This window comes from Leisingera sp. XS_AS12, from assembly GCF_041224635.1.
Lineage (GTDB): Bacteria > Pseudomonadota > Alphaproteobacteria > Rhodobacterales > Rhodobacteraceae > Leisingera.
Genome location: NZ_JBGFGM010000063.1, coordinates 1 through 13,712 on the forward strand (window position 1 = coordinate 1; position 13,712 = coordinate 13,712).

At 66.5% G+C, this 13,712-nt stretch carries 12 protein-coding genes; 7 read left to right on the forward strand and 5 right to left on the reverse strand.

All coding sequences use genetic code 11. The features are described 5' to 3' along the window. Positions 1-302 precede the first annotated feature (302 nt). The 3 genes from AB9K35_RS02865 to AB9K35_RS02875 all read left to right on the forward strand — a co-directional run bounded on the left by AB9K35_RS02865 (position 303) and on the right by AB9K35_RS02875 (position 3,596). Positions 303-1,742, forward strand: a complete 1,440-nt coding sequence (locus AB9K35_RS02865; RefSeq protein WP_369924397.1) for an alkaline phosphatase D family protein — start codon at positions 303-305, stop codon at positions 1,740-1,742. 83 nt (positions 1,743-1,825) lie between these two features. Then, positions 1,826-2,512: a M48 family metallopeptidase gene (locus tag AB9K35_RS02870; protein ID WP_369924398.1), complete on the forward strand. Its 687-nt coding sequence runs from the start codon at positions 1,826-1,828 to the stop codon at positions 2,510-2,512. Between the two features lie 94 nt (positions 2,513-2,606). Further along, positions 2,607-3,596: an LLM class flavin-dependent oxidoreductase gene (locus tag AB9K35_RS02875; RefSeq protein WP_369924399.1), complete on the forward strand. Its 990-nt coding sequence runs from the start codon at positions 2,607-2,609 to the stop codon at positions 3,594-3,596. Here AB9K35_RS02875 and AB9K35_RS02880 read toward each other — a convergent pair whose 3' ends face one another. The 4 genes from AB9K35_RS02880 to AB9K35_RS02895 all read right to left on the reverse strand — a co-directional run bounded on the left by AB9K35_RS02880 (position 3,597) and on the right by AB9K35_RS02895 (position 8,513). Beyond that, positions 3,597-4,145, reverse strand: a complete 549-nt coding sequence (locus tag AB9K35_RS02880) for an RSP_2648 family PIN domain-containing protein (protein ID WP_369924400.1) — start codon at positions 4,143-4,145, stop codon at positions 3,597-3,599. Between the two features lie 4 nt (positions 4,146-4,149). Beyond that, on the reverse strand, positions 4,150-5,364 hold the full coding sequence (locus AB9K35_RS02885; RefSeq protein ID WP_369924402.1) for an RSP_2647 family RNA methyltransferase: 1,215 nt from the start codon (positions 5,362-5,364) through the stop codon (positions 4,150-4,152). A gap of 61 nt (positions 5,365-5,425) precedes the next feature. Beyond that, positions 5,426-5,707, reverse strand: coding sequence for a hypothetical protein (locus tag AB9K35_RS02890; RefSeq protein WP_369924403.1), 282 nt, complete (start codon positions 5,705-5,707; stop codon positions 5,426-5,428). After that, positions 5,691-8,513 (reverse strand): bifunctional [glutamine synthetase] adenylyltransferase/[glutamine synthetase]-adenylyl-L-tyrosine phosphorylase, encoded by a 2,823-nt coding sequence (locus AB9K35_RS02895; RefSeq protein WP_369924405.1) that lies wholly within the window; start codon positions 8,511-8,513, stop codon positions 5,691-5,693. The genes AB9K35_RS02890 and AB9K35_RS02895 overlap by 17 nt, the downstream gene beginning before the upstream one ends. 257 nt (positions 8,514-8,770) lie before the next feature. Between AB9K35_RS02895 and AB9K35_RS02900 the strand changes: the two genes are divergently transcribed. From AB9K35_RS02900 to AB9K35_RS02915, 4 genes are all read left to right on the forward strand, one after another. Continuing rightward, a complete protein-coding gene (locus tag AB9K35_RS02900; RefSeq protein ID WP_369924406.1) occupies positions 8,771-9,271 on the forward strand; it encodes a DUF2852 domain-containing protein in 501 nt (166 codons plus the stop codon). A gap of 117 nt (positions 9,272-9,388) precedes the next feature. Further along, on the forward strand, positions 9,389-9,820 hold the full coding sequence (locus AB9K35_RS02905; RefSeq protein WP_222453474.1) for an RDD family protein: 432 nt from the start codon (positions 9,389-9,391) through the stop codon (positions 9,818-9,820). 157 nt (positions 9,821-9,977) lie between these two features. Then, on the forward strand, positions 9,978-10,802 hold the full coding sequence (locus AB9K35_RS02910) for an arginyltransferase (protein WP_222453475.1): 825 nt from the start codon (positions 9,978-9,980) through the stop codon (positions 10,800-10,802). Further along, positions 10,802-11,197, forward strand: a complete 396-nt coding sequence (locus tag AB9K35_RS02915; RefSeq protein WP_369924408.1) for a VOC family protein — start codon at positions 10,802-10,804, stop codon at positions 11,195-11,197. Before AB9K35_RS02910 ends, AB9K35_RS02915 begins: the two co-directional genes overlap by 1 nt. A gap of 146 nt (positions 11,198-11,343) precedes the next feature. Here the strand turns inward: AB9K35_RS02915 and AB9K35_RS02920 are convergent, their stop codons facing one another. Then, complete coding sequence (locus tag AB9K35_RS02920; protein WP_369924410.1) at positions 11,344-13,698, reverse strand: TRAP transporter large permease subunit; 2,355 nt, start codon at positions 13,696-13,698, stop codon at positions 11,344-11,346. Positions 13,699-13,712: the final 14 nt, after the last annotated feature.

Consider the following 13,712-nt stretch of genomic DNA (forward strand, 5'->3'; position numbering starts at 1 on the left):
GTGGGGGGGGGGGGGGAAAAAAAAACATCCCCCTCCTTTTTTTTTTTTGTGGTCCCTTTTTTTTGCCTCCCCTCTCCCACCCCCCCTCCGCGCCGGAGCCTCGCTCCGGCGCCGGGCCCAACCGCAAGGGCGGCATGTCCCATGCTGCCCCGCACGGGCGGGAGCGCTTCTGACGCGGCAACAAACACCAGCCGGGAGTGGCGCGGCCCCCGGCTCAAGACACAGCAAATGTTGCAAAATTCCGCGACCGGCCCCGGCTGCGGTTGAATGCCCGGCCGCCCCCGCCTAGGTCTGAGCCTGTCATGAGCAGCACAGACCCCGTTACCGGCCCGATCCTGATCCTCGACAGCCTCCAGCAGGGGCGGATGCAGCTTGCCGCGCTGTTCATAGCCCCCCGGGACACGCAGCTGCCGCCGCTGCGCCACGAGGGCGCGGAGACCACACCGGAGGTGATTGCCGAATATAGCAGCCACGCGGTGCTGCGCGCCCGCTTCAGCCTGCCAGCCGACCGCCCCTCCAGCTATGAGTGGGACGGTGCAACCTTCGAGGTTGCCGGCGGGCTGGGCGAGGAGACGGCGGATCTGCGCATCGCCTATGCCTCCTGCAACGGCGAGGAGCACGGCGACCTGGAGCGCAGCGGCGAGGAGCGCAACGCGATGTGGGCGCGGATGGGGCGCGATCATGCCGCGCGGCCGTTCTCGCTGCTGCTGCACGGTGGCGATCAGGTCTATGCAGACGAGGTGACCCATGGCCACCCTCTGAGCGAGAACTGGCCCGGCCGCCCGCCGCGCGAACCCAGCCGCGAGGATCTGAAGGCGCTGCACACGCATCTGCGCGAGGGCTTCCTGCGCCGCTACCTGGCGGTCTGCAGCGCGCCGGAGTTTGCCTGGATCGCAGCCCGGGTGCCCGCGCTGGCGCAGTGGGACGACCATGACATCTGCGACGGCTGGGGCTCGCTGCCGCGCTCGCGCACCTATTCGCCGGTGGGCCAGACGCTGTTTGCCGCCGCGCGCGAGGCGGCGCTGCTGTTTCAGCACGGCTGCACCGACGGCGATCTGCCGCCGCGCTTTGCCGACCCGGAGGGCAGCCACCTGGGCTGGTGCGTCGAAGCGCCGGGGCTGCGGCTGTTGGCGCCGGACCTGCGCAGCGAGCGCAGCCGGCGGCGGGTGATGGCGCGCGGCGGCTGGCGGATGATGAAGGCGGCGGTGGAAACCCCGGCGCCGGGGCGCACCCTTCTGCTGTCCAGCGTGCCCCTGCTGGGGCCGCGGCTATCGCTGCTGGAGCTGTTGATGGTGCTGACGCCCCGCATGCAGAAATACGAGGACGACCTGCGCGACCAGTGGCAGAGCCGCGCGCACCGGGCCTCGTGGCGGCGGATGCTGCGGATGGTGCGCGACATGGCGGCGCGGGAGGGCCAGCAGGTCACCGCGCTGTCGGGCGAAATCCACCTGGCCACGCGGGGCGAGATGCCGCTGGGCGGCGGCAAGCTGCTGCATCAGCTGGTGGCCTCGGGCATTGCCCACCGCGCCCCGCCCAAGGCCTGGGCGCGGGTGCTGGGGCTGCTGGCCTGGCTGGGCGACGCGCCGCTGAAGGGCCATCCGATCCGGATCCGCAAGATCCCCGGCCAGGCGGGGCGCTACGTGGCCGAGCGCAATTACCTGACGCTGGAGCGCCAGGGCGGCAGCTGGTCTGCGGCCTGGGAGCTGGAAGACTCCGGCACATCGCCCGCGCTGGCGCTGTAGCGCCGAAGGTACCTTTGCGACAGCGGCGGCGGTTACCGCGTTTTGCGCTTGAGCCTGTCCGGCAAAGCCCCCATATCTGAGCCATGCTGCGCCTCACCCCGATCCTGCTGGCCGTTCTCTATGGTCTTGTGATGTACCGGATTTCCGTCTGGCGCACCCACCGCGAGCTGGACCAGCGCTCGACCGAGCTGGCGGATCCCAAGCTCAAGCGGTTGACCGACCGGCTGGCCGCGGCGCTGGAGATCGACCGTATCCCGGTGCATATCTACGAGGTCGATCCGGTGAACGGATTGGCCGCGCCGGACGGCCGGATCTTCATCACCCGCAGCTTTTACCGCAAGTACCAGAACGGCGAGGTCAGCGCCGAGGAGATGGCGAGCGTGATCGCGCATGAGCTGGGCCATGTGGCGCTGGGGCATGCGCGCAAGCGGATGATCGACTTTTCCGGCCAGAACGCGCTGCGCACCGCGCTGATGCTGCTGCTGGGGCGCTATATCCCCTTTATCGGGCCGTGGATCGCCGGGGTGCTGACCAGCCTGCTGGCGGCCCGGCTGTCGCGCGGCGACGAGTACGAGGCGGATGAATACGCCGCTGCGCTGCTGACCAAGGCAGGCATCGGCACCGAACCGCAGAAAAGCCTGTTCCGCAAGCTCGAGCAACTGACCCAGGCCCGCGCCGGCATGGCCCCCGCCTGGCTGATGAGCCACCCGAAGACCGAGGAACGCATCGCCGCGCTGGAGGCGCTGGAAGACAAGTGGTCGCGGGGCTGAACTGCCCCCTTCCCGCTCTGCCAATTTCGAATGGCCCCTCTTGCAAACGCCCGCATGATGCACATGTAAACCTTCCAGCCAAAAGAAGGTTTCCATGCGCTATTCCGTTCTCGACCTCGCCCCGGTGCCCGAAGGGCAGACCACTGCCACCGCGCTGCGCAACAGCGCCGACCTGGCCGCCCATGCGGAACGCTGGGGCTATCACCGCTACTGGCTGGCGGAGCATCACAACATGCCGGGCATTGCCAGTGCCGCGACGGCGGTGATGATCGGCCATGTGGCGCAGGCCACCAGCACCATGCGAATTGGCGCGGGCGGCATCATGCTGCCCAACCATGCGCCCTACATGGTGGCCGAAGCCTTTGGCACGCTTGCGGAAATTCACGGAAACCGGATCGACCTGGGGCTGGGCCGCGCGCCCGGCACCGATATGGCGGCGATGCGCGCAATGCGGCGTGGTCTGGATGCGGGCGCCGGCGACCGCTTCCCCGAGGACGTGCAGGAGCTGATCGGATACCTTGGCCCGCGCCGCGAGGGCGCGGCGCTGCGGGCCATTCCCGGCGAAGGCACCGAGGTGCCAGTGTGGATCCTCGGCTCGTCCCTGTACGGTGCGCAGCTGGCGGCCGCCCTCGGGCTGCCCTATGCGTTTGCCTCGCATTTTGCGCCGCCCGCGTTGGAACAGGCGCTGGAGGTCTATCGGCGCAGCTTCCGCCCCTCCGCCACGCTGGAGCATCCCCACGCGATGATGGCAATCAACGTTTTTGCCGCCGCCACCGACGCCGAGGGCGTGCGGCTGCGCACCACCATGCAGCAAGCCTTTGCGCGGCTGCGGATGGGCACGCCCGGCAAACTGCCCGCGCCGGTAGATGACATCGCGGCGGTGCTGCAGCCGCAGCTGCTGGAGGGCGTCAACGCCGCGCTGGAGATTTCCGCCACCGGCAGCCGCGAAAGCGTGCAGGCGCAGCTGGCGCGGATCATCGACCGGTATCAGCCGGATGAGGTGATCCTGACCGGGCAGATCCACGACCACGCTGCACGGCTGCGCTCGTTCGAGATTGCCGCCGAGATCCTGCGCGAGATGTGATCAGCGGCTGGCCAGCGCCTTGGCCAGCCGTGGCAGGCGGGCTTTCTTGAGCAGCGGGCGGATCTCCCAGTTGTCGCCCGACAGGCGGTTGGCCTCGGCCAGCACCTGCGCGCCCAAATGCTCCATCCCCGTCGGATCCGCCAGCCACAGATCATAGAGCAGCTGGTCGGGGCCGATGCGCTCCAGCCCTTCCTCGGCCAGGGTATGGCGGGGGAAGTCCTTGTTGTTGACGGTGACGATTGCCTCGGCGTGGCCTGCGATGGCTGCGGCGAGGACGTGAATGTCCGCCGTATCCGGCAGCCACAGGCGCGCCTCCACCCCCGGTGCGGCGGCGATTTCCGCCTTGGGAAAGGCCGCGCGGGTCAGGGCGATCTCCGCCTTGGCATGCGCCGCGCCCTCGGGGCCGAGTTTCAGCGCCGCACGCTCCCACTCGCCCAGGATGCGGGTGGACCACAGCGGCGTGAAATGGCCAAGCCGGGCCGCGCCCAGCAGCATTTCACGCATCACCGTCGGGTACAGCACGCAGGTGTCAAGCAGCAGCTTGCACATGGGCCTAGTCGAGCCGGAAGAACACGGCCTTCAGATAGCCGCTTTCGGCCAGCTGCGGCAGCTGCGGATGGTCGGGGCCGGCGTAGCCGGTGTGGATCAGCGCACCGCGTCGTCCGCCGCGGCCAATGCCGCGGGCCGAAGCGTTGCGGAATTTCGACAGATCCGCCGCGTGCGAGCAGCTGCAAAGGCCCAGGTAACCGCCCGGCGCCACCAAGGGCGCGGCCAGCTTGGCGACGCGTTCATAGGCGCGCAGGCCCGCCTCCAGCGCCGGTTTCGAGGGCGCGAATGCCGGCGGGTCGCAGATCACCACGTCGAACTGCGCGCCCTCTTCGCCAAGGGCGGTCAGCACCTCGAATGCGTCGCCCTGCCGGGCGGTGAAACGGTCACCATGGCCGCTGGCGGCAGCGCCTTGGGCGGCCAGCTCCAGCGCCGCGGCGGAGCCATCGACGCAGGTGGCATGTGCCGCGCCGCCGGCCAGCATAGCCAGACCAAAACCGCCGACATGCGAGAACACATCCAGCACCCGTGCGCCCGGTGCGGTCAGCCGCGCGGCAAAGGCGTGGTTTTCGCGCTGATCGTAAAACAGGCCGGTCTTCTGGCCGCCGGTCAGATCCGCAATATAGGTGGCGCCGTTCATCTGCACCGGTACCGGCGCAGAGGGGGCTTGGCCCCGCAGGGTCTGGTTCAGATCATCCAGCCCCTCGAGGCTGCGGGTACGGCCAGAGGCGTTCTTGAGGATCACGTCCGCGCCGGTGACTTCGGCCAATGCGGCGGTCAGCTGGTCCAGATGTGCCTCGGCCCAGGCGGCGTTGGGCTGCACCACGCAAGCGTCGCCGAAGCGGTCGATCACCACGCCGGGCAGCCCGTCGGATTCCGCATGCACCAGCCGGTAGAAGGGCGCGTCGTACAGGCGTTCGCGCATCTCCAGCGCACGTTGCAGGCGGGCGACGAACCAGGCCTGGTCGATCTCCGCCCCGGGGTCGCGGTCCAGCATCCGGGCGATGATCTTGCTCTCGGGATTGACGGCGACCAGCCCCAGCGGGGTGTTCGCCTCATCCTCCAGCACGGCCAGCGTACCGGGCGCCAGCTTGCGCGTGCGGCGGTCAGTGACCAGTTCATTGGCGTAAACCCAGGGAAACCCGTGCCGGATGGCGCGGGCATTGGATTTGGGTTTCATTTTCACACGGGGGCGCTGCGGCGCATCAGGGGAGGCTGTCATGGCTTCCTCTTAGCGGCATGTGCGACGCAGGGAAAGAGGCTGCGGCGGCCTCAAGCGGGCCTCAGGACAGCGGCCCTCGCGGGCGCGAGCGCCAGCCGCCACGGCGGCGCGGACGCGCAGCAGCCTCAAGTCCCGCGCGCAGCACGGCCGTCATCGGATGCTCGGGATGCTCCTCGCCGTATTGCTGCAGCAAGGCCTGGATGTCGGTCCGACTGTCGCGTTCCGCCGCCATTCCCAACGCCCAGTCCAGAAAAATGCTGCGGCATTGCTCATCGGTGATCCCGTCGATCCGGTAGGCTTCGTAGATCAGCCCGCGGGGATCCTGTTCAGTCCTGCCCTGCATCCAATCCCTCCATGTTCAAGGCGGCATCGATCCGCTCTGCGCAGCCGCTATAGCGCGCCGTCAGGGCCTGCTCCAGCGTCTCGAGCTGGTCATGCCCGGTTGTGCGACACAGAAAACGTGCGCCGCCTTCGCCGATGGTGGACGCGTCAATCGGTTTGCCGGAAAGCAGCCGCGCCGCGCTCTGAACCTGCCAGAACAGATCGTAACTGGCCCCGAGGTAATCCGCATCCGTCCGGTCCAGCCACCCGGCCGTGACTGCCCCATCCAGTCCCGCGTGCACATCCCGCGCCACCAAACCGGCGGTCAGGGCGCCGGCCTGGGAGAGCAACTCGATGTCCATCATCCGGCCCGCGCCGTTCTTGGCATCCCAGACACCCTTTGGAGGTTTCGCTTCGGACAAGCGGCCGCGCATACGCACCACCTCCTGCAGAACCTTCGACACCGGGCGCGGCGTCGACAGGAACCTCTCGCGAAAGCTCTCGATCTCGGTGGCGAGGCTGGCGTCGCCCGCCACCACGCGGGCACGTGTCAAGGCGAGGTGTTCCCAGATCCAGGCCTCGTTCTCCTGATAGCTGGTGAACCCCGTCAGGCTGACCGCAACCGGCCCCTGCGTCCCGGACGGGCGAAGCCGCATGTCAACTTCGTAAAGCCGCCCCTGCGCCATCGGCGCGGAGAGCGCCGTCACGAAAGCCTGGGTGAGCCTTGCGAAATACGGCCGGGTCGCCAGAGGCCGCTTGCCCTCGGACATCTCCGCACCGCAGGGATCGTAGATCACGATCACATCAAGGTCGGACTGCGCGTGGATCTGGCCCGCCCCAAGCGAGCCCATTGCCAGCACCGCCGCGCCGCGGCCCGGCGGCGGCCCATGCTTGGCGGCGAACTGCTCGACCACCGTCGGCGTGAGGGCCGCGATCACCACGCTGGCCAGTTCGGCATATTGCGCCCCGGCCTGCTGACCGCCAATCAATCCCCGAAGATGATGCACGCCGATGCGGAAATGCCATTCCTTGGCCCAGCGGCGCGCCATGTCCAGCCGGGTTTCGTAGTCCTCCTCCCGCGCCAGCCGGTCCTCCAGCTGGCGCTGCAGCACATCCGCGCCCGGCCAGGCATCAAAGAAGGAGCCGCCGATCACCGCATCGAACACGGAGGAGTTGCGCGACAGGAAACTGGCCAGTTCCCGCGAGGTGCCGGCGATGTCGACCAGCAGGTCCAGCAGCTGCGGATTGGCATCGAACAGCGAAAACAGCTGCACCCCGGCAGGCAGCCCGGAGAGGAAGCCATCCAGTGCCAGCAGCGTCTCATTCGGCTGGGCCGTGGCGGCGACACGGGCCAGAAGCTCCGGTTTCAGACGTTCAAAGATCCGCGCGCCGCGGCTGGAGCGCAGCGCAGGGTAGGTCGGCCACCGGGCGATCACGGCCCCGTCCAGCTCCGCGCCAATTTCCGGCGCAGCCGTTGCGGCCGTCGGACGCGCGCTGCCGGGGGCCGATCCCGGCGAGAAAAAGCCCTCGGTCAGCTCATGCACCTGTTGCAGGCGCTCCCGGATTTCCTCGGTCAGCGCTTCAGGCTCGCGGTCCATCAGGCAGGCAATCCGGGCGATCCCGTCAGGCGACTGGGGCATCTTGTGGGTCTGGGCATCATGCACCATCTGGATGCGGTGCTCGACCTCGCGATGCGCGCGGTAGTGCGCGCTGAGCGTGTCCGCCACATCCTGTGGCACCCACTCCTTGGCCGCCAGCGCCGCAAGCCCGTCCACGGTGCCGCGACAGCGCAAGGTTTCGTCCCGCCCGCCGGCGATCAATTGGCGGGTCTGGGTGAAGAACTCGATCTCGCGGATGCCGCCCCGCCCCAGCTTCATATCATGGCCGGGCACCGAAAGCGCACCGCCGGTCCCCTTGCTCTCGCGGATGCGCAGGCGGATGTCGTGGGCGTCCTGGATGGCGGCAAAGTCGAGGTGACGCCGCCAGACAAAGGGGCGCAACGCATTCAGAAAGCGCTCGCCAGCCTCGATATCGCCAGCACACGCGCGCGCCTTGATATAGGCCGCGCGTTCCCAGGTGCGGCCCAGGCTCTCGTAATACCGCTCGGCGGCTTCCATCGCCATGCAGACAGGGGTGACCGAGGGATCGGGCCGCAGTCGCAGATCGGTACGGAACACGTAGCCATCGCCGGTGCGATCGCTCAGCGCGGCGCACATGTTTTTGGTCGCGCGCACCATGGCCTGTCGGGCTTCGTAGAAATCATCAGGATCATAGCGCGTCTCGTCGAACAAGCAGATCAGGTCGATGTCTGAACTGTAGTTCAGCTCATGCGCCCCCATCTTGCCCATCGCCAGAATGGTCAGGCCCCCGGCCGTCGCAACGTCATCCTCCGACAGTCCCGGCAGTTTCTTGCGGCGGATCAGCGTGGCGATTTCCGCCTTGATCGCCACATCCACGGCCAGGGCGCCGAAATCGGTGAGCGCACCGGTGACTTGCTCCAGGCTCCACCCACCGGAGAGGTCACATAACGCCGTGAGCAGCGCCAGCCGCCGCTTGCCTTCGCGCAAGCCCGGCTTCAGCGCGCCCCCCTCCAGCCCGCGGCAGGTGTCGAACACCTGCGCCACTGCAGCCTGCGGATCCTGCAGCGCGCCCGGCAGCCAGTCGGCCTCGCGCACCGTCAGCTCCTTGAGATAGGGGCTGGAGCCACAGGCCCCCGCCACCAGCTCGGCCTGCTCGCCATTCAAGGCGGGCAGCAGGGCACGGGTTTCCGCCCCCAGTTCAGGGTCGAAGGCACGGGGAACGCGGGATATTTTCAGGGCGGTGCTCATGTGCAGACAGTGTTCGCAGCACGCCGACGCGTCAATGGGGAATTGCCGGATCAGCGCGGACGCCCGGAAAGGTTTCCTTCACTCGCGTCAACGTCTTTCGGCAACTCACTGTCAAAAATAGCTTTTTCAGCCACGAAACGGTCAGCCCCAGGCAAAATGTAAAAAACATTCACATACAGCCTTGAAAGCCCCCGGCCCCCACCCAATATGACATGATGTGAAAGGAATTTACATTCACATCATCCCGGAGGACACCGATGACAACTTACACCGCCACAGCCACCCCGGCACCCGAGCAGGGCTGGTTTTCCCGCAGCGAAGCCTGGCTCGACCGCAAGGGCAAGGGGGCCTGGATCGCCGCCATGGTCCTGGGCTTCGTGTTCTTCTGGCCCGTCGGCCTCGCCCTTCTCTTCTACATGATCTGGAGCAAACGCATGTTCAGCAAATCCTGCCGCTACGCCAACAAGAGCTGGGGCGAAAAATCCTGGGCGCGCCAGGGGTTTTCCGCCATGCGCCCGTCGGGCAACAGCGCCTTTGACGCCTACAAGGCCGATACCCTGAGACGGCTGGAACAGGAGCAACATGACTTCGAGGCCTTCCTTCAGCGCCTGCGCGAAGCCAAGGACAAGGCCGAATTCGACGAGTTCATGGAGGAACGCGCCCGCAATGCGGTCGGCGAAGAGGCCGAGAGCGATCCGCTGGACGACGCGGATGATGCGGCCCACCGCGACGCCAGCTCCGGCCGCAAGCAGCACTGACCGGGCAGGCCTTCGGGCCTGCCTTCCGGGGGCCATCGCCCCGCGCGGGTCCCGTCCTTGTCGGGCGGGGCACCGTTGCATAGGTTTTCCACGCACGCAGAGCCAAAGGACACCAAGATGACTGCCCTGCCCGACCCTGACTACCAGGCTGAATTCTACGCCTCCGTTCCCGCCAAACGCCTCGTGGCCTGGGTCGTGGACAGCCTCCTGATCGTGATGCTGAGCGCCGCCGCGGTGGTGGCAACCGCCTTCGTGGGGCTGTTCGTCTGGCCGCTGCTGTATCTTGTGGTCGGCTTTGCCTACAGGGTGGTCACCATCGCCAACGGCTCGGCCACCTGGGGCATGCGCTTTGCAGGGATCGAGTTGCGTGACACCAGCGGCCAGCGATTGGACGGCGCGCAGGCGCTGCTGCACACCGCAGGCTACACGCTGTCGCTGGCCATTCCGGTGCTTCAGGTGATCTCCATCGTGCTGATGCTGACCTCCGCGCGCGGTCAGGGCCTGACCGACCATCTGCTCGGCACCGTCATGCTGAACCGCCGCGCCTGACCGGGCGTGGCCAGTCCCACGCATCAAGAACCTGTTAAGTCAAGCCTCAGATGCAGGCTTGGCGCATACCCATGGCGTTGCTATCATCATCCGGAGCACCTGCCACCCGAAGCGGCCGCCAGTTTAGATTGCCACGCGAAACCGCGAATGAGACCCGATGCGCCATACCTTACCGATTGCACCGCAGTTTTATGTGACGGCCCCGCAGCCCTGCCCCTATCTTGAGGGCCGGATGGAGCGCAAACTCTTTACCGCTCTGCAGGGTGACGGCGTCGAGCAGCTGAACAACAGCCTGAGCCAGCAAGGGTTTCGACGCTCGCAAAACGTGTTGTATCGCCCTTCCTGCTCGGAATGTTCCGCCTGCCTGTCGGCTCGGATCGACGTTGCCGCCTTCAAACCAAGCCGCAGCCAAAAGCGCACGCTGAAGCGCAACGCACATCTGGAACGCCGCGCCACCTCCCCTTGGGCAACCGAGGATCAATACGACCTGTTCCGCCGCTATCTCGACAGTCGGCACGCCGATGGCGGCATGGCTGACATGGATGTGTTCGAATACGCCGCCATGATCGAGGAAACCCCGGTCCGCAGTCGGGTGGTGGAATATGCCGAACCCGGCTCCAGCACGTTGACCGCGGTCTCGCTGACGGATGTCCTCGAGGATGGCCTAAGCATGGTCTATTCCTTCTACGCCCCGGACCTACCGCAGAATTCGCTGGGCACCTTCATGATCCTCGACCACATCAACATCGCGCGCGAGGCCGGCCTGCCCTATGTCTATTTGGGCTATTGGGTGCCCGGCAGCCAGAAGATGGGATACAAGGCAAAATTCTCCGGTCTGGAGATCTATCACGCCAACCAGTGGAAAAAGATGACCGACCCTGCCGAATACGCAGATGAGGGGCATCCGTTGTCGACGGACCCGATCGCCGAGCAGGTCGCCAACATCCAGCTGCCGGAGCAGCCCATTCACCGCAATCGCTGATGCAATCCCTGCAGGCTGTCTCACTGCTGGTGCCGGACTATGACGCCGCCATCGCCTTCTATTGCGGTCAACTCGGCTGGCACCTGGCCGAAGACATCGACCAGGGCAGCAAGCGTTGGGTGCGGATCCTCCCACCCGGAGCCGATGGCCGGTCTGGTGCCGCCAGCCTGATCCTCGCCCGCGCCGAGGGGGCGCAGCAGCGGGCGGCCATCGGCAACCAGTTCGGCGGCCGCGTCGGCCTGTTTCTGGCCACGGACGACTTTGCCCGCGACCACGACGCGATGCTGGCCCAGGGCGTGACCTTCGAGGAAGAACCGCGGCATGAACCTTACGGCACCGTTGCGGTCTGGCGCGACCCATTCGGCAACCGCTGGGACCTGATCCAGCTCAACTGACTCCCGCGCCGCCGCCTTTCATCTTTCTACAAATACTCCGGGGTGAATTGGCCCTTGGCCAAGAGGGGCAGCGCCCCTGCCCCGGAACAAAAGCAAAGGGGCCCGCTCGGGGCCCCTTTTGTTGGATTGCCTATCCTGCGCCCGGATCAGTTCGGGATCAGCGCCGGCACGATGGTCACGATCGACGGGAAGGCCCAGAGGATCGCGATACCCACCACCTGGATCAGCACGAAGGGAATGATCCCGCGGTAGATGTGCCCGGTGGTCACTTCTTTCGGTGCCACCCCGCGCAGGTAGAACAGCGCAAAGCCGAAGGGCGGCGTCAGGAAGGAGGTCTGCAGGTTCACCGCCACCATGATGGTCACCCATTTCGGATCGAACGACCCGCCATAGATCACCGGCCCCACGATCGGGATCACGATGTAGATGATCTCCAGGAAGTCCAGCACGAAGCCCAGGAAGAACAACACCAGCATCACGATCAGGAAGACCGTCATCTCGTTGTCGAAGCTCTTCAGGAACTGCTGGATGTAGTGTTCGCCGCCAAAGGAGATCACCACCAGGTTCAGGAGCTGCGAGCCGATCAGGATGGTGAACACCATCGAGGTCACCTTCGCGGTTTCCCGCACCACCGGGGTCAGCACGCCGGAGCGGAACAGAACCCAGCAGCCGAACAGCAGGCCGAACAAGGCGTACAGATAGGCCGCATAAGCCGCGAAGAATGCGATCCAGTTCTCGACGGTCACGCCGCCCTGGTTGACCCGGAGGTCAAAGTTCATGCCGATCAGGATGCAGATCATCACCGCAAAGGTGGACCAGATGATGATCTTGCCCGATTTGCCCTCGTCCTGCAGCTTGCGGTAGGCCGCCAGCATGATGGCACCGCCTGCCCCCAGCGCCGCAGCCGGCGTCGGGTTGGTGATACCGCCCAGGATCGAGCCCAGCACCGCGACGATCAGCACCAGCGGCGGGAACACCACGCGGATCAGATCATTCTTGGCACAGCGCGCGGCGGCTTCACGGCAGCCGTACAGCGCCAGCAAGAGCGGCAGCGCGATCAGCAGCACCGTCTTGCCGGGCGAGGTGGTCGGCGCGATGGCGACCAGATCCACCAACGCGATCAGCAGGATGCCGATGGCGCCGAGGATCAGGGGCTTGGCGTCACGCGACGGCGCGACCCCGCGACCAAAGGCGAGCACCAGCCCGAGGATCACCATGATCGCGGCAATACCGGTGCCGATCGGCGCGGCATTGGCAATCTTGGCCTCAACAGCCGCGGCGATTTCCTCTTCGCTCAGCTTCTCGGCCAGAGTGACACCACCGGCTGCATCGATGCTTTCCTGTTCGGCCAAGGCCGCGTCCCAGGCTTCCTGCCCGTGCAGCTCGATCATCGCCGCCTTGCACTCGGCACCGACGTTGGTGCGCAGGCTGGCGGTCTGCCCGGCGTCCGAGAAGGTCGACACCACGGTGTTCTGGCTGCCGATCACGTTGAAGCTGGACAGCAGCACGGCGCCACCGATCAGCGCCGCGGGCACGCCCAGGAACCACAGTAGGCCTTCGTTGCGGGTGATGACCTCACCGGTGCCACCTTCGAAGTTCACGGCGGGCGCCTTGTGCGGGTTCAGCAGCGCATAGCCAAAGGCATAGGAGGCATACAGCAGCGCCAGCATGATCCCCGGCAGCAGCGCCGCCTGGAACAGGGTGCCGACGGACACCACCGCGGGCTCACCCAGGTAGGTCAGCGCGTCAGAGCAACCGGCCTCCATCGCGCGGGTTTCCTGCGCGGTGGAGTAGAGGTCGCCCGCCAGCGTGCCCAGAAGAACGATCACGATCGACGGCGGGATAATCTGCCCCAGCGTGCCGGAAGCGGCGATCACGCCGGTCGCCAGCTCGGGCGAGTAGTTGTTGCGCAGCATGGTGGGCAGGGCCAGAAGACCCATCGTCACCACGGTGGCGCCAACGATCCCGGTGGAGGCCGCCAGGAAGGCACCCACCACCACGATCGACACCGCCAGACCGCCGGGCAGCGGTCCGAAGACCCGCGCCATGGTGGTCAGAAGGTCATTGGCGATCTTGGAGCGCTCCAGGGTGATGCCCATCAGAACGAACATCAGCACCGCCAGCAGGGTCTCGATCGAGGCCCCGGCCAGAACGCGTTCGTTCATCCGGTTCACGATGAAGGAAATGTTGCGGTCCAGCGCCACTTCCCAGCCCTGTGCAAAGACCGGCTCGGCCAGTCTCGGCAGGTCCGGATAGCGGAACACCGAGATCTTGTCGGGCCGCACGCCGGAGGCAACCAGGTCACGGTAAGCCTGCGACGAAGAGTCGATTGCCTGGTGGATCAGGATCCCCGCGCTGTCCAGCGCCGCGATGATCCCGAAAGAGATGACCCCGGCACCGCCAATGGCGAAGGCCACCGGGAAGCCGGAGAGAATGCCCCCGAAGAGGCAGAAAAATACGATGAGCAGGCCGATTTCGACGCCATCAAGTCCAAATAGCATGTTTCCGACGTCCC